Source organism: Rossellomorea sp. ABR4_012, assembly GCF_056159545.1.
Map to the genome: position 1 here is coordinate 35,162 of NZ_JBSWVK010000001.1, position 17,434 is coordinate 52,595.

At 37.0% G+C, this 17,434-nt stretch carries 11 protein-coding genes; 4 read left to right on the plus strand and 7 right to left on the minus strand.

What is annotated here, in order from left to right; genetic code table 11:
• The first annotated feature begins 264 nt into the window (after positions 1-264).
• Both ACXAFV_RS00155 and ACXAFV_RS00160 read left to right on the plus strand, forming a co-directional pair.
• Complete coding sequence (locus ACXAFV_RS00155; RefSeq protein ID WP_475123752.1) at positions 265-696, plus strand: hypothetical protein; 432 nt, start codon at positions 265-267, stop codon at positions 694-696.
• Between the two features lie 498 nt (positions 697-1,194).
• Complete coding sequence (locus ACXAFV_RS00160; RefSeq protein ID WP_475123753.1) at positions 1,195-1,632, plus strand: CHRD domain-containing protein; 438 nt, start codon at positions 1,195-1,197, stop codon at positions 1,630-1,632.
• Between the two features lie 185 nt (positions 1,633-1,817).
• Here ACXAFV_RS00160 and ACXAFV_RS00165 read toward each other — a convergent pair whose 3' ends face one another.
• Complete coding sequence (locus tag ACXAFV_RS00165; protein ID WP_475123754.1) at positions 1,818-2,216, minus strand: sigma factor-like helix-turn-helix DNA-binding protein; 399 nt, start codon at positions 2,214-2,216, stop codon at positions 1,818-1,820.
• A 666-nt stretch (positions 2,217-2,882) separates the two neighbouring features.
• On the opposite strand from ACXAFV_RS00165, the gene ACXAFV_RS00170 reads away from it, so the two are divergent.
• Positions 2,883-3,440: a hypothetical protein gene (locus tag ACXAFV_RS00170; RefSeq protein WP_475123755.1), complete on the plus strand. Its 558-nt coding sequence runs from the start codon at positions 2,883-2,885 to the stop codon at positions 3,438-3,440.
• Positions 3,433-4,239: a hypothetical protein gene (locus ACXAFV_RS00175; RefSeq protein WP_475123756.1), complete on the plus strand. Its 807-nt coding sequence runs from the start codon at positions 3,433-3,435 to the stop codon at positions 4,237-4,239. The genes ACXAFV_RS00170 and ACXAFV_RS00175 overlap by 8 nt, the downstream gene beginning before the upstream one ends.
• Positions 4,240-4,490: 251 nt before the next feature.
• On the opposite strand, the gene ACXAFV_RS00180 is transcribed toward ACXAFV_RS00175, so the two are convergent.
• The 6 genes from ACXAFV_RS00180 to ACXAFV_RS00205 form a co-directional block, all read right to left on the minus strand.
• Positions 4,491-6,947, minus strand: coding sequence for a hypothetical protein (locus ACXAFV_RS00180; protein ID WP_475123757.1), 2,457 nt, complete (start codon positions 6,945-6,947; stop codon positions 4,491-4,493).
• Complete coding sequence (locus ACXAFV_RS00185; protein ID WP_475123758.1) at positions 6,944-8,560, minus strand: hypothetical protein; 1,617 nt, start codon at positions 8,558-8,560, stop codon at positions 6,944-6,946. The genes ACXAFV_RS00180 and ACXAFV_RS00185 overlap by 4 nt, the downstream gene beginning before the upstream one ends.
• A 15-nt stretch (positions 8,561-8,575) precedes the next feature.
• On the minus strand, positions 8,576-11,944 hold the full coding sequence (locus ACXAFV_RS00190) for an AAA domain-containing protein (protein WP_475123759.1): 3,369 nt from the start codon (positions 11,942-11,944) through the stop codon (positions 8,576-8,578).
• A 598-nt stretch (positions 11,945-12,542) separates the two neighbouring features.
• A complete protein-coding gene (locus ACXAFV_RS00195; protein ID WP_475123760.1) occupies positions 12,543-13,148 on the minus strand; it encodes a hypothetical protein in 606 nt (201 codons plus the stop codon).
• A complete protein-coding gene (locus tag ACXAFV_RS00200) occupies positions 13,138-13,875 on the minus strand; it encodes a hypothetical protein (RefSeq protein ID WP_475123761.1) in 738 nt (245 codons plus the stop codon). The genes ACXAFV_RS00195 and ACXAFV_RS00200 overlap by 11 nt, the downstream gene beginning before the upstream one ends.
• Positions 13,876-13,971: 96 nt before the next feature.
• The gene (locus ACXAFV_RS00205; RefSeq protein ID WP_475123762.1) at positions 13,972-17,346 is read right to left on the minus strand and encodes a lipase/acyltransferase domain-containing protein; all 3,375 of its coding nucleotides are present in this window, start codon (positions 17,344-17,346) and stop codon (positions 13,972-13,974) included.
• Between the last annotated feature and the right edge of the window lie 88 nt (positions 17,347-17,434).

Genomic DNA, 17,434 nt, shown 5'->3' on the forward strand with positions numbered 1-17,434 from the left:
TCCTCCAGGTTCTTTCCCGTTTTGTATCATCTCTCTTATGTACGGTTTAGCCAAAAATTGGTTTCTGATGCTTTTTTCCCATTTTAACTCTTATTCTAAACCTGTTCGAGTGGGTTTTTTTGGAAAAATAAAAAATTATTAATGTTTTCCTGCTCACCTTTATGCATCGTATACACCACAAATATGTATGATTGTAACAAATTCACTTGATTGTCATACCATATTCTAGGTCGTTGGCCGTATTCTTATTAAGAAGGTGATTATTTGAGACAAAATCAAGAATGGCAACCTGTTTTAATGGAACTGAATAGAAGTTTATATAGTGAAGGCATGGTCTGTTCAATGAGCACACAGTTATTTTATATTCCAGAAACAGAAGATCTAAAGGGAAATTCAGAAATGCACACAGCTCTAGTTCCTGCCTCCTACCACCGTGTAACAGCTAGTGGATCTGCTCAAAGATTATATAGCGGTGAAACTAATTCGACTCTCACACAGACCTTAATTAATTGCATTGAAAATGCCGAAAAGAGAGATCTTGAAGTACGGAACGGGTTGAATATTATGGCAAACGATGCTCCTATTTCTTTTAAACCTTTTATACAAACTATTATCCTGTGGCAAGACGATGCAGAATTGCACTTAAGAAATGCAAAGCAATTACTTGCTCAAATGACTGAATATGATCCAGCATAATTTTTAATTACCTTGATATTGCATTGGGTTTGAAAATAGGGGTTTGTTTAATCTCCTGATTGGTCGAATCCTTTCTTTTTTACATTATAGTTAGACAATCATAGTTAAGTTGATTATGGAGATTTAGCCTCCTTAGGGACAAGCGCATTAGCCATCCCATCCATACCTAATAAGGTAAAAAGGGATGGAACTAAACGACTTTGACTTTGAAACAATCCTTTTACCTCAAGCTAATGTAAAAGACTTGGAGTTACAAATCGAAATCGTCCATTTGGAGATATTTAATATAAAAAAGCTACTCCCATTTTATACTTTTGGGTGTAGCTTTTTAGTAGGGATTGATGAATGCAAAAATCAGAGAATTAACTATTCAAACCGTCTAAACAAAATCATAGATTATGTTAAGTAATTTATTGTTTGATTTTTTGATTCTTTCATCTATACAAGTCTTTAATAAAGTACATAAAATATAATAGTTTATTTTGGGAGGTGAGACTAATGAAAAAATTCGTAGCAGAGCTAAAAGGAAGAAACGAAGTTCCTCCAGTAAATTCAAGAGCCTTTGGAGTGGCTAAATTCTTCTCTTATAAACAGTGCTCAAAAATAAAATTTCACCTGGAGGTCGAAAATATTAAAAATTTCGTTCAAGCACATATTCACTTTGGTGAACGTGATGTGAACGGACCAGTACTCGTTTTCCTTTTTGGTGCTGACTTGATGACTCTTCAAGAGCAAAATGGTATTACAACACGGCGTGGAGTAGTTACTGGGATTATTACAAATGAGGATATCGTAGAAAATAATGCAGGGGTAAATGACATCAATGACTTACTGAAACTAATGGAAGAAGAGCTTACGTATGTAAACGTTCATACAGAGCAAAACCCTGGTGGAGAAATTAGAGGACAAATTATCCCTCTTGATAATAGGTACTAAAAAATGATAAATACCATGCAAGAAAAAGCCTCTCAAAAGTTCATAGAACTCTTGAGAGGCTAACTATAATGTAAAGTATTTCTTTAATTGAAATGACAAGAAGTATGAAAACCAGAATTTAATGCCCTGCTTCTGCATGGTCCAAATGCTTTAGGAACTCCAAATATTAAACAAATTCTCTTCATTCATACCAATATTTTCATAATTCTAGTACGCTGATCTAACATATCTAATTCCCATACACGATCAATTAAATGGATAACCCGTTTTCTCCTTATAGAACTCAATTCTCCGACCTCAGTAAAATGTTGAATGACCTTTTCCCATGGTCTTGTCCCCTGCAATAGTTCAATTAGTACTTCATCTGGTTGATCACTAATTATTGAATACATTGACTTTTTACTCGAATCATATCCGTGTAAAAAGTTTGTCATTTCCTTTGTTAATCGGTGTTCAGCTCTATTTCTTAATTGTTGAACCCGGGATGAAGAGATGCCCATCCGATTACCAATTTCTTTAAGTGTTAAAACTTCCCTGCTGAGTCTGTATACAAGATCCAAAACATATTTTTCTCTTTCTTCCAAACACTCTCTGAAAGACAAATAAACAAAAATAAATTCTTTGTATCCATCCGAATCCAAATCTTTAAGGAGTTAATAATATCCACTAGATTTCCCATATGGCGACTTTCTCATCTCAATATAAAATAATATACTTTGTTCATTTAATTGATAATCATTCATAACTTATGTCTCATACTCACTCCATTTCTTTTTGCAATAAAAGATAAAAAAGAAGCTTCCCAAAAGTTCAAAGAACTCATGAGAAGCCTCCGTTAATATCCTCAATGTTAGCAAACTGTTAGCAAACCACTCCCACCTTACCAACAAATTCTTTTATATCAAGGGTTGAGAGGCAGATTACATCATTCCGCCCCTAAGGTGAGAGGGTGTAATATCTTATACTCTGAGTACGAAAAGTGCGGTATATAAAGATTTTGTTAAATTCTTACTGTAACATCTTTAACGGGAGATTACTGTTTTTCACTGGATTGCGTTAGCAAAATGTTAGCATACTGGTCAGGAATTTTGGACTTCAGAACCATTTTGGTTTTTTGCTGATTCACTGTTCCTTTTTGAATTTCTAACCCAATATTTTCGTTTCAATTCCTTTATAAGAAAATATCTCCATTTAATCTAAAATTGATTTACAATAGAGGTACAAATACCCATAAGGAGGTAATTCTGTCAATGAAGACACAAGAGCATCAAAGTCTATTTAAAAAGTATAAATCACAGCTTTCCAAAGAGTTTTTTGAAATAGAAAATAACGAAGCACTTACACCAGATGAAAAGATAAACAAAATTATTGGTACCACTTCACTGATTTGTGCGGCTGTCGCCATTCAGCCGATCCCTTTTGCCGATATTTTCATTCTTACACCTATTCAGGCATTTATGGGACATAAAATTGCAAAAATCAGAGGCATCAACTTGAAGGAAAGCGGTGTAACAGATGTAGTGAAATACTTAGGTGGTGTAGTTGGAGGAGGTTTTGCTGCTCAGCAGACAGCCATCGGTCTCTATAAATTAGGACTCCCCGGCTTAGGAGGTCTTATGTCAATACCACTGGTTGCAGGCCTTACATTTGGAATGGGAAAAGCAATGGACCTGTACTTCCGTGAGAAGGCGAAAGGGAGAGAACCAAGCAAGGAAGCATTAATTAATGCCTTCAAGTCTGGAAAAAGGGAAGGAATAAAAATCAACAGAGACGATGTAAAAAACAAAATGGAGAGTATGAATGGATAAAGTTAAAAGAATCATTAAGAAGAATTGGGATGAAATTGGAATCGCCACCGCCCTCGGCCACTTTTACTCACAAGGCTCTCAAATAGATATAGAAGAGCACGGCTATATCATAGAGGCCTTGAAACGGAGTAACAATGATTTACAAGAAGCGGATGTCAATGAATTGCATACATATGTGCAATCCCTAGAAGAAGAGCAGCTGCCTGGACTGATTTCAAACATTAAAGGAATTGCCCATGAAGTCTATTATGTAGAAACAGAAAATGATGACGGAGATGCCATCTATGCTTATATGTTTGAGGATACGAATCATGAAGACTATGATATCGTAGTTTATGACCTGGACGGAAATTCTGAGAGCTTCCAAATGAAAGCCACAGACTCAGAGGCATATGCGAACATTGCAATTGAAGAAGTAGGAAGTGATCAGGTCATACTGACAGAAGAGCTTGCTGAAAAAATGAGCACTTCTTCATCCGGAATTAGCAATAAGGAGTTGACCTCCGATGTTGAACAGGTCGTGGACCATCTGCTTGAAGACCAGTCATTGTGGGATTACCTTCCTGCTCTCTCTGCATGGTCTATAGCCCTTATTGCCTCTTCCCTGACAAAGAGGTATATAAATAAACAAATCACTAAAAAAACATACTTCCAGCTAATGACCATTTACTGTGGAGCAAAAGTGTCCAAGCTTGCTATTATTATTGCTGCCCTTTCTATTCCCGGAGTAAACATCGTAGCAGGAGCCATGCTATTCTTGAAAGTCGCCTTCAGTGTCAAAAGTACCTACAGCGCATGAAAGAAAGCGAGAAAGCACATTATCCCGATCAGCATACCTTCTGTGAGCTCTCTGGCCCAACTGGAGAATACAAAACTCTAATAGAATAGCGGGGAAGGAGCATGATCTTCAAACAGGAAAAATGCAATTTCAAAGAGGCTGGGACATAAGTTGTAAGTGAAATCACAAAAATTAAAAACCGCAGGGAATCAAGGTATTACTGCTTGTTTTCCTGCGATTTTTTCATTTTTACAGGGCTTTGTCCAGGCCTCTTATATTTCAAGTACTAATTCAGCTTTGAACCTTTCCGCTTCGAATTCGGCGAGATCCAGTTCTTTTTCTTCTTTTATCGCCAACTGCCGGTTTTTTCCGGAGCGGTACAAGGTTCCAGTAAGCGGCAGTTTTTCTTCAGGCAATTTGAAGGTAATGGACGAAAACGGCAATTTGAGGTCTTTTTGCTTTGGAATATAGCTGAATTCCCGTCCCAGTTTTTCTAATTTATCTTCTTGGGATTTCCACTCACTCTCTAGCTTCTTCAATTCTTTTTCCTTTTCATTAAAGAGTGACTTCAACTCAGTGTTACCTTGCTGACTTTCCTTGAGAACTGTTTCTTTCTCATTTGAAAGATCATCGATTTCCACTGAAATTTCTTCATATTGCTTGAAGGTTTCCTGTTGTGCCTCCGACAGATCGGCTCTCAGTCCAGAATGAGTCGCCAATTCCTTCATGACATACTTCATATTTTCCTTGGATTCATTGATCTTACTTTTACTCATGATTTCCTCGAAAACGGAGATTTGGCCTACTTCTTCAAGCTGACTTACTAAGTATGGTTTGATGGTTTTTTCAAAATAGACGTTTTTCTTTCTCAGACTCTTTTTCAAGCTGGAGAAGGAATTAATTTTTTCATTTAAGTACGAGCAGAGATCAAGGATCTTCTTTTCAGAAGCAGCTTTCATTATTACGTCTCCTTGCTCAGTCTCCATTTCCTTCTGCTGGATGTGAAGACTTTCGATTTCAGTATCGAGTTCCTCTATCTTGGCCTCTGCTTCCGGGGAGACCTGCTCCATTTGGCTTGTTAACTCACTTAATTTCTCTTGTGCTTGAGATATAGCATAACCTAACTGCTCCTGCTCTTTTTCCAGTCGTTCTTTTTCGGACTGCCATTCTTCCTTATTGTTATGGTATTCCTGCTTTTCATGGAGTTCAAGCTGTTCTTCAAGCAATTCAGAGGTATAGGAGTCGATAGTTCCGAGCAAACGTTCTGCTTCACTCCATTCAAATACCTCAAGATTCATTGCAGTGAGGGCTGCTTCCAGCTCTTTTTTCACATGGTCGGAATCCTTACGGTTATCTCTCTGAAAAAACCTGCCGAGAAGGGAGGTAAGGATATTCTTTCTCTCTTCGCTGACCGTATTGGCATATTCAAGGACCTTTTCTACGTGGGTCTTAAGTTTTGTCGTTTCCTTTTCCCACTGGTCATAAAGGGTATCTACTTTTGCCTTTGAATCCAATACTTTGGGAACGATCTTCCAGCGGTGGATGACAGTTCTGGCAAGTTGCTGTTCAGTAGTAAAGGCCGGTTTCACAGATGTTTCAAAATAGTCCCTGAGGCGATCAACAATTATTTCATCATAATCCACGACCATGGACTCCTGGATTTTTTTCTCCTCCATTTTTTTATTGAAGTGTTCGAAAATGACTCTGTCAGATTCGAGGGAACCGAGAGTGGTGACGGCCTCATACTCCCAAAGCTTTCCTCTGTTATCCAGAAGACGCTGAATAAGATTTTGTGTCTCTGCAGGGCTTAAAGATATGCTAATTTCATGGGTGTCATGGATAGAGCCGCTAAGCAGCAGGCCTTTCCTTTCATCTATCATCACAAAGAAGTTGTTCAGGTTTTCCATTGAAAATATTTTTATATTGTCGTATTCGGACAAGTTCTGAATGAATAGGTGATCTTCCTTTAAATCAGTGTAAAAAGAAACCTTCACACCCATATCCGACTTCTTGGCGATCAGCTGGAAGAGCTCTTTATATTCTTTATAGCTCGATAAAGCTATATGAATAGAAGATTCCGCTTCAATAATCAATTCTTCCACTTCCTGAGACAGATAACGTTTCTCCCAGTCATTGAAGAAAAAGGTGTCTGGTTCAATCAAGGGATAAGTATCAAAAGGAGCGCGCAGTCCGGCCCTTGATGGTCCGCCTTTACCCCTGTATTCCTCTGATGCTTTCCAGAAATTATAAATGAAATAGTGAAAGGCTTCCTTAATTTGTGACCCATTCATTACTGCTGAGTAATCCAGTCCGCTATCTATACTCAATCCATTGTATCCGAACAAATTGCCACTTTTCGTTTCGAGATCGGCTTTTGGATCAACCAATACCATAAGACCGGCCACTTCCGCGTCAACCCTGACAACGGCTTTATTATGAATGAATTCATTATAAATGTCTTCGTAGGCATTCAAAAGGAGATAGACCCTAACTCCTTTTTGTGAGAGTTTGGGAATCTCCTGAAGGATTTCCTTTGGAAGCCTGTCGTTGCTGCTGATGCAGACAAGCTCTTTCGCTTCCCGCATTTGATTCAAAACAAGGCTCTTAATAGACTGATATTGAGAGGCAGGCTCAGAATCAAGAGATTTTAGCCATACATTAGTTAAAACCGACTCAAGGTTGGATACTTTCTCTTCGCAATGTTTCACAGGTACTGTGTTGTTCATCATAAGTAGTGCACCTCTTCAACAAAATTTAATCTTTCGTTCAATCCTTGCGGGAATACTTCCGGCAGGATTTCGATGAAGCTGATGTCCTGCCATGTCCCTCTTGTATGTTCCCCTGCGGTCCGCCAATTCTCATAACGGCACTGGTCGAGCTCGGCAGTCATCTTGAAACGGTGCCAGACACCATTTGATTTGTAAGCGAAATAGCGGTCGTGCGGCTGGATTCCAGGATATACATCGTCATATAACTCAATTGACACATCTTTGTCAGACAGATCGACAGGACTCTTAGAAACAAGCAGGATTTGCTTGACTCCTTTAGCTTTGAAGCATTCCACAAATACATGAAACTTCTTGATTTGAGCTGGATTTTTGACATACTTCGATGAAAAGACAAGTATTTCAGGAGTGTCATTCCCGACTACTTCTTGGACTATTTCCATCATTGACAATCTTTTGCCAGGTGCAATGTTAATCCTCCGATTATGAACGACAAAACGGTCTTCCACATCCATGAATAAATCCATCGGAGCCTGCAGATTCCAGTAAGATTCGAAATCTGAGTTTGCAAGCAATTCTTCGGCGAATTCCTCCATAGTCATGGTATCAATAATATACTGATAATGAAGAAAGGCTTTATATTCTTTTAGTTCCGCCAGGTAATTCATCAGCTCTTGATGATTTTTATACCCTTCTTCAGTAAACTTCTTGATAAGGACTCTGATCCATTTCTTTGCATCTTCAGCATTTTTGGGACCGATTGGAATGTTATGAATCTCTGTTGCTTCAAAGGTTCCCAGTCCTTCTCTTCTGAATTGAGGAATCTTCAAGGACATTTTCATGCTTTCGTATTGACCTTCATTGAGTTCATTAAACGGGACTTCAAGGCACTCTGTCACACCATTCCAGTGCATGTTAGATGGTTTGCATTTATCGATGATCATGTAAAGTAGCTTTTTAGCATCGATGTCACGGACTTCCTCTACTTCATGCTGACGGAAATTGACAGGGGAAGAAGCGGGAATCTTCAACTCTCCTGAAACATAGAAGATGGAAGAGTTCTCTCTGTTGCTATCAATACTCCAGGTGATTTCATATATTCCGCTATCTTCAGAAAGAAAGCCAGAAGGAGTACGGCCATCGAAACTCTTCACCTTAAATTCATGCCCAGTGTTAACCGATTTGCAGGACTTCCCTGTAAATAAGTCACCCTTTAAAGGGGAAACTATGCCAGATCTCTTTCCTTTTCCTGTCCGCTCATAATGGAGCAGATAATTTTCAAGAAATTCATCCTGGAGGTAATAAACTTGAAATTGTCCTCTCTCATCAACAGGAACTGTACCTGATTCAACTACTTTCTTCCCTTTCAAGGATAGAACGCCGTTCAGGGTTAGTAATCCTATGGATTTTAAATGATTGATAATACCCTTAATCACCGTAGCAGGCACTTCCGCTCCGATTGCATGCTCGAGGAGGTCTTCTGTGGCCACACCTCCGTTCTCATGTATGAACTGCAGGATTTCAACTAAATCTCTTCGTTCCGGGGTCATTCTTTCAATTGTCAAGACTGCTTCAAATGATTTAATTTGTCCTTTTCGTTGAAGAGTCACTCTCATTGTCTATCCACTCTCCTAGTTGTTTTTCATGTAGACGGCTTCTCTTGCAAGAAGCTCTAACTGTTCAGATTGATTATTTTTCAGAAAATAGTGATACTTTCCGACTATGACACGCTGGAACCTAGCCCTCGTGATTCCTACATTCAAACGGTTTGGATTATCCATAAACCCCATTCCCCTGTCTGTCCTGACCATGGATAGGAAGGTAATATCTGCTTCCTGGCCCTGGAATTTGTCGACCGTGTAGTTTTTAATATCAACATTTTCAATCGAGAAGTTGGCAATATTGCCTTTCTGTCCCGTCAGCTCTTTCAGTTTATCTGCCATTAGTTTCCGCTGCCCGTTATAAAATGAGAGGCACGCAATCTCCCAGCGCCCTTTTTCATGATCTTCATTTGGGTTAAGAGCTGCCCACTTCACAAAATTCTTAATTTCACGAATGATTGCAGTTGCCTCCGCTTCATTACTGGACCTTTTCATCCAGCCTTGAACGTCGAGCCAGATATTTCTGCTCTGATAGCGCGGATAGGACCATTCCCTGTTTTTTTGTGTATAGGCGGAATTCAATAGAGAAAGATCATTATAGAATTGCCTTCTTGGGAATTTTGAAATCTCGGGATGCATCCGATGCTGATAGTCCAGTGTTACAAAGCGGGATTTCTTTTCCTCCTCGTTAAAACCGGAGTTCAGTGTGGTAGCGAGTGAGCGTTCCCGATTCTTCCCGACACCCTCCTGAAGGGCCTGCAGAATGGAAGGCAGTGCTACATCACCGACGTTAGTGATTTCTCTCTTGGCCCATTCAGAAGCCGTTTTTGGAGCAAGGAGTTCAAGGTGCTTCTTATAATTCTCTCTTGTCCTTGAATTTTCAACGTTTTCTAGTTCGAAGATTCTCACCATTCTCCACCCATATTCAGACGACCAGTTCTTTTCCTTCAGAAACTTCTGCTGCTCGTATAGAAAATCGATTGGGAGCAGTTCGCGATTCCTATCTTTCTTCCAAGTGAATTTAAGGGCCTGATGAAGCTCCTTTGGGTGATCCCCATAAAAGGCATTAACCTGGTAGTGGTGGGAAGAGCCCTCCCATCCTTCCTTAAGGACGACCATGTGAGCGGGAATATAAGGCTGTACTTCCCTGAACACCTTCTCGCTTATGAACAGCACATCAGCGCCATTCAGCGCCCAAATCTTCGGATGCCTGTTTCGGATTTCAGAAATGGGAATCGAAACAAAGGTTACTGAATCCACTGAAGGCTCTTCATCCACAAGCACGACCTTCTTTTTGATATCAGCCTGATTGGTTGCGGAAAGCTCACTTCCTATCTCTTTCATGACTTCCTCCGGCTCTACAATACATACCGGCATCTTCACTTTGTGATTATGAAGGTATTGATATAGCAAGAGTGAGGCCCTTTTTAAAGGGGGCTTCAGTTTCAAATCGTCATCGATGCCAGCGTGGATTTGATCCCTGTCATTGAAGGGTGGGAGTTGTTTGATATCCCCTACTAATATCCATTTTTTCGCAAAAAGAGCAGGAATCAGGAACTCTTGGAAAGTCGTTTTACTTGATTCATCTATGATCAAATAATCAAATATCGGAACAGGTGGTTCATTATCTTCTATTTGAAATAGCGGACTATTCTTGCCGAGGATTCCAATGGTTGTTCCGCAAACCAGGTTGGCCGCCTCCATCATTACATTTCCAAACTTATGGTCTTGGTAAGAATTCCAGCAGAATTCCCTTACCTTCTCACTGACAGATTCAACGTTACCGATACGCATCGGAAAGATGCCTTCCATTAGCTCCCTGTCTTTTAATCTTTCAAGTACATTATCTATCGCTACATGAGTAGAACCGCATAGAAGGATCCGTTTTCCCCTTTTGATCAGCTGAAGGATCAATTCGAGAATCGTCGTTGTCTTTCCAGAACCAGGTGGACCTTCTAGTAATGCGAAATCTGGTGTTGAAAGGGCTTTTTGGACAAAATCCCTTTGCGACCGGACACCTTCCCTTTCCGATTCGATGAGAACATTCCAATCATATAGCTCTTCTACAGGATTAGAGGTCCACACATTGCTCATTTCTTTCTTTTGGGAAAGCTTGATAAGTGATTTATGCTCCAACAAAGGAGTATTCTTCAACCGAGTCAAGGCATCCCTTTGCATCTTCAACTGCCGGGTACTGATCTTGATGGATAAAACTTCAGGAATATCTTCATATTCAAGAGGCGGTCCGTTATATGGCCCTTTAAGGAAGAGGATGCGCTCATCCTCATTACTTCCTGCCACTTGCAATTCGACCCTCTTTCCATCAATAATACCCTCAAGCTCCCTTGTTTCCTGTTCAAAGAAGTAATCAATCGCAGACTTTGAGAAGAAGTCCTCTTCTTCATCATCTTCCCTCAACCGAATTGCAATCTGCCCCTTTCGACTGCGTTGCTTCTGCTTACTGCTAAGCTCTATCAAAAAGAGGGGGATATTAAGGGTGGGATGGAAGTATTCATACCCTTCCCCAATGAAATCCACTTTCGCAAGGGTAATATAAAAATCCGCCTCTTTCTCTACTGTGATTTCCTCGTGGCCGAAATCTATTCTTCTTGGAACAGGTACTTCCTTCACCTTGAACGGAATCTGCTTTTTACCCTGATAAACCGCAGAAGGGATTGGATATGTAGAATCAATATACAAAGTGTTCCCCTGGATGGTCTTGACAGGAAGGGGATTGCCTCTTTCATCCGTATAATCGGTACCTTGAGAATTGAGGGTATACCAATCATTCACGTCCACATGAAGGCCGTTTAGAAAAATCTCAGATTCTTCATCGATTCCCCCTGACAACGTCAATATGTAACAGTTTCGGGAATGATCATACTGTTTGTCCAGGATTGGTATTTCCCTGCCTTCCTGATGAATGCTTTCAAAGTGAAAGGGTGATATTTCGGCACTGCTTCCATCAATCGTGGAAGCCTGCTTCTCCCCTTTATACAACCCCCAATCACCTAAACTGATTACATGCCTATGATTTGAAATTGAATGAAAGGTAAATTGCTCCGGCAATAGAGGATTCCAATTCTGATCAAGCCGAATTCCTTGCGAAGGGTCAAAAAGGACGGAATTACTGACATTAAGTTCCAAGAATCTTTCTTCTATAAAGACCTCAATGGAACTGGACTTTTGGACAGTCAGTTCATATGAAAGTGGTTTGAAGTTCAAGACAGTGGGGTCATCAACCCTGTCCCATTTCGCCTTCAAATGTTTCTTATCCCTTAAAGCATTTATTGCTAAGTTTAAGTATCTCTCAAATTTACTTAAATTATCGGACACGGCATTTGTCATATTAGCAGCTATTCTGGAATCTTCAAAAAGAGCATTATAATAGAGATTCATTGTGTGACTCCTCCCATGATGTAGGAAAATATATTCATATTATACATCTTTAAACGCAAAATTTGGCGAATAATTGGAATTTTTTTGAGGTAAGATTCATAGATGGGATAAAGAGTGTAGTGCTAATTCTTGGTTTAGTCCTGCAATCGGCAATAATCTAGACACTGTCCTGATGGCGATAGGGTATCGAATAACCAAAATATGAATCTTCAAGCCACCCAAGAAATTAAAAAAGAAGCCCCCAAAAGTTTAATCAACTAATGAGTAGCCTCTTTTATATATGTTAGCATTTTTGCGAGAAAATCCACACATAGACCTTATGTATCAAGGGCTTGAGCGGTTATCACGTCATGCCGTCCCTAAGGTGAGGGTATGTATTATCTTTAACCTGGTATGCTTAGAGTGTGGTATATCAAGGTTTTTCTAATTTTCGGCTGTAACATCTTTAACAGGAATTAAACGTTTTTTACTGGATTGCGTTAGCAAAAAAAATTTAAGGGTATTGTAAAAAAGGTTAGTTAAAGTTTTCTGAGGTTAATAAAAAAACAATTATAAATTCCACTAAGTCATTAAATTGTCGATTATGTAAATCCAGGTTCTAGTCATTTATTTTTTGGTGTAGGGCTTCTAATATTTTTTCACCTAGATCCTTTACTTGGTCATGTTGAAGATAACTATGTGTAGTAATACTTGCAAATACAGTTCCATCTGAAAAGGTTAGCAAAAACGAGGCAGTATAACTCCATTCATTATTGACACTAATCCATGCCCAACTTCTGTCATTAACTGTTTCTTTTCGGTTAATTTCCCCCTTTTTTCTGGCTAAGTCAACTAATTTACTCCAAGGAAGATAAATTCTAGCCCGAAGTTCCAATCTATTTTCTCCTATAACTGTAAGAGAATATGTTAACTTCACCTTTTTCTCAAAAGGTATGTTTTCTTTTTTTCTAATTAATTGCATTCTTTCTCTTTCAGCTTCGTTTGTCCTTGAATCTTTTTTCAAAGGAGTTATTGCCGCTAATTTCTTTAAAGAAAGAAACATCATAGCATACTCAGGATTTAGTTTTTCGAGATGATTTACAGCTCTTACTGATTTGTCAAATTCTTTTATTGCGGTTTCTTCATCTCCAATCCAAGATAAAATTTGCCCTTCTTTGTAATGTCTAATTACTTCGTTAGCAATGGAACTACTCTTAGAATCCAAATAATATCCCCCTAAAATCCTTCTGTTTTAGTTCATCTACCGGTTTACTCCCTAACAGAGAAATTAAAGCTGGCTTATCCTCAGGTACTAGTAAATTAAATTTAATAACTTGATTTGTACGATAATTAATACTGGATATCAAACCAAATCCAAAAATTGGACTTGCACTCGATATTTCAATCCAATACTGAGCTAGTTGCCTTAATGCTTTTAAGTATGCATTGTTTTTACATTCACCAGGTATTATATCCGGTAAGAAAGAAGGTGCGGTAGGATTAGTTGTTCTAAATGCCAAATAATCGCAACTTAAGGGGGATGATTCTAAGATTAAATCTGGGCATTTTATGGCACCTACTCCACTTAAAACAGAGGAAAGGTGGCATACTCTTAACGGACGAGGTGTTATTTTACTTTCCAATGCCAGAATTGTTAATACCTCCCCAAAATTACCAGACACTGATCCCCCCGGTGACTTAGCATTTGAGATGGTATAACTTGTAGGTACAGAATGAGTTGTTGCTCCTATTCTATTACCGAGAGATGTGAAACTACTCGAACTATATATATCATAGTGAGCACCTAAAAATAATACCTCATTTTCACCCCATAAAGATCCATACCGATCTAACTCAATATCGTTTGTATGTACTGGTGGGATCCAAGTATTAAAAACTGAAGCATTTTCTTTACCAATCCTTATTTCTACATCAATAGTAAAAGTAGTCATTAAAAACTCCTGAAATTTAGTTATTAAAGGGGAAATTGTTTTTCAACTTTCCCCTCAGATTCAATAATCTGCAAGATTTTCAAGTTAATATGTGGTCTAAAACTGAATTTGAGAGAGATTTCTTTCAAAAAACTCTTTTCTATCTAAACGTTGTGTATTAAATTCCTTTAAACTTTTATCATCGTATAACTTTTTTAAAATATGAATAAATTCTTTTTCCAAGAAGGTATTCGGGTCTTTATAATCTTGTAAAGTATCGACTGTTAAGTGGTAGGCCAATTTTTTATTTAATATGTTTCCAGAATCAATAAGGTTTGAAATACTTTTAAGGTATTGTCTCTTGAAGGTTTCTTTTTCTTGAAATTTTATAGTTCTATAAATATATCCATAGGAGACTGTAACACTGCTTCTGAGAATATGAGATACTTTTATTTCATCCATAAAGTAGTCATCAGTCCTCCTTAAGACTTCATGTACCTCCAATTTATTAGCACTATTTTTAATCAAAAGGGTAAATAGATATCTTAGAAAATATTCAATAAAAGTAACACTTCTTACTTTATTCTTACTTTCTTCAATCTCACTTGACTTACTTCTCAGGTAAGTTATAATTTGCTTTATTATATCCTCAATATTTGTTTCTTTTTCACTTACAACTCGATAGAAATTAGAAGCTGCTATCTTACTTATACCTTTATTAATGCCATCGTCCTTTGAAAATATGAACTGAGATATACTCTTCTTTAGACTACTGAGGTTATGCAATCTAGCAAGTTTTCTTTGGACAATACTTTCCAAATAAAGTGCTAAATCATTCTCTGAGATATCATCTATATATTTATTTAGTACTACAAATATATCTGGAACCTTTATATTTTTTGCCATTGTATTTGATAGATAATATAGAAGCCCAAATACCTCTGATCGACTTAAATTGGTTTTATCCTCCAGTGTTAAGTGTTTAAATAAAATAGCTTGAGATGTAAAACTCATTTTTATAAAAACAAAAAATAGTACTTCTTTTCCGGTTTCACCTCTTAGTACATTCCTTACTATTCTATCAATTTCCTCGTCTTTATCCTCAATAAAGTCCAAATAAAGCAATTCAAAAATAAGAAGCTCAGCTCTTAGCTCTTCAAATGAATTTCGTAAGTCAGAATAACTTTCCCAATCTTTATTTATCCTATACAGTGTTAATATTTTGAACCCCCAATATAACTTAAACATAAACGAAAGTTCAAGTACTGTCCTGGTCCCATCTTCACTGAAAAAATCGTTAATTTTAGTTCTATTCTGAATAACTAGTTGCGCATTTCGTAACTCATAATAGCTATCATTTAACTTATTAAATAAACTTTCATATTCACTAGGGCTGAACTTTAACTTTTTATTCGCCATTATGAATTCAGTGATAGTTGTAATGTCTTGCTCTATAACTTCTTTTAACTCAACATATGATAGGTTTCTTTTGGAGGCAGCTACCATACTTTTCTTCTTAATCTCTGCATACCTTTTAACAAAATCTAAATAACATATGTTCATGAATTCTATTTCAAAGTCTCCAGCAGTGTTTGCATAAACATGACACATAAGTGGGTTTTTTCTGAACATCTCAATATTGTTTAGATTTGTTGAAGCAGGTAGTTGAGGATGTAAATTAATTTCAATTTTATATTTTTTCATTATTTTTTCGAAGGTATTATGTTTAATATTAAAATCATGCATGTTTATAAATAAATTGTATAAATCTGTTTCTTTTTCATGTATAGAGGGAACCCCATAATAGCAATATTCCTCTAAGAACTGGCTGTCATCTAAGATTAAATATTGATCAAATTCATTAATAGAAATTATCCAATTTATCCACTCAAAAACAGTAGTTCTCTCGACAAATTCTTTTAAATTTTTATAAAAAGAAGCCTCAGTAAGACAAACCTTCTGCAAGTCATCTATTATAAAAAAGATTTTAAGCGAGCACTCATCAGCTAAGCTGGTAATTAATTGATTAAATTCAAGAAGAGTTTGGTAATCTGTATCAAAGAAATTATTAAGGGATTTTAATATATTTTTCTCGATATTAAAACCATTAAATATTAGAGGTATGCTTAAGGAGAAATATTTCAAACTATCTTCTAAACTATAATTTTCAATTATACTATTGATTAGCTGAGTTTTACCCGTTCCTGATTCTCCAGTAATTAACAAAATTTTATTATATCTGTCTTCCATTAATTTTAGTATTTCAATTAGAGCTACTTTATAGCTACTTGTTTTTCTTGTTTCAGGTATATCTAAAATAAATGTTTGTATTTCTTTCCTTAATTTATTTTTGAATTCAGGATATGTTAAATTCAATTCTCTAATTTTTTGTAGGGTTGGAATGATATTTTTCTCTTTTATATACGGATCGTTGTTATAGGTTCTTGAAAAATCACTTATTCCCTTTTGTACTTTAGTTCTCCATGTAAAGTCTTCGAAGAAACCTTTAAGTAAAGGGTCTGTTAATATATCATCATTTGATTTAGCATTGAAAGGCATATTATCCCTTGTTTCTTTAAGGTAAGATTCAATTTTTGCTTCATATATAGCAAGCATTTTATCAAACTCTACAGGTAGTGATTCAAAGGTTCTTCCTCTTTGTTCCTCCACTGTCTTTTTTTTTATTTCAATACCTTTCTCAAACATCTCTTTTATTGCTTCGCTAACATGGCTATAATTTGTAGAACTATGGTCAATCACTTTCAAAATACTACTATGATCTCCTGGAAGAGGAATTCCCCCTACCCATTTTGACCTTATAATATGTGGAATAGCACTGTTTTCTGGAACAATAGTGTCCTCTGTTCCAAAATAAAATTTAAAATTTATTTTCATATTTTCAAGATGCTTTTGCCATAACCTTATCGTTTCATCTAAGAAGTTACTATTAGGTGCTAGAGATGGAATTTGAGCATGCTTATTTATATTTTTTATCAATTGATTATACAAAGCCATCGAAGAGCCGTTATATGGTGTAGCCAAACTAATCATACCCTTTATATTATGAGTTTGATTATTCTCAAGTTCCTCAAGAATATATCTAATAGCTACTAAGCCACCCATACTATGACCTATAAGTAATACATTCTTATACTGCTTAATCTTTCTAGAGTTAATTTCTCTTTTCAACTCTCTAGCCAAAATTTCTATAGTAGTAAAATTACCTTTACCTACAGTAAAACTCTTGAATCTACCTAGTTTAATTTTATTTACTCCCATTGAAGCCAATAAACCATTTGCCAAATGTGAAGTTTCATATTTTATTTCCGCTATATCAAGATTACTAAACGTCTCATCTGTTAAGAACAAATCTATCCAGGAGACTCCATCGTGTCTCCATGTGCTATCAGAAGCACCAAGTCCATGTATTAATACAATTAAATTATCGCTAAGTGTATCGTTCTTTTTATGTAATAATAATTCTAATGCCAACTTAATCCCTCATTTAACAGTTTTCATTACAATACAGACAAAAGCCACACATTTCACTGTAACTACAATCACCCCCATTGTGTGAGTA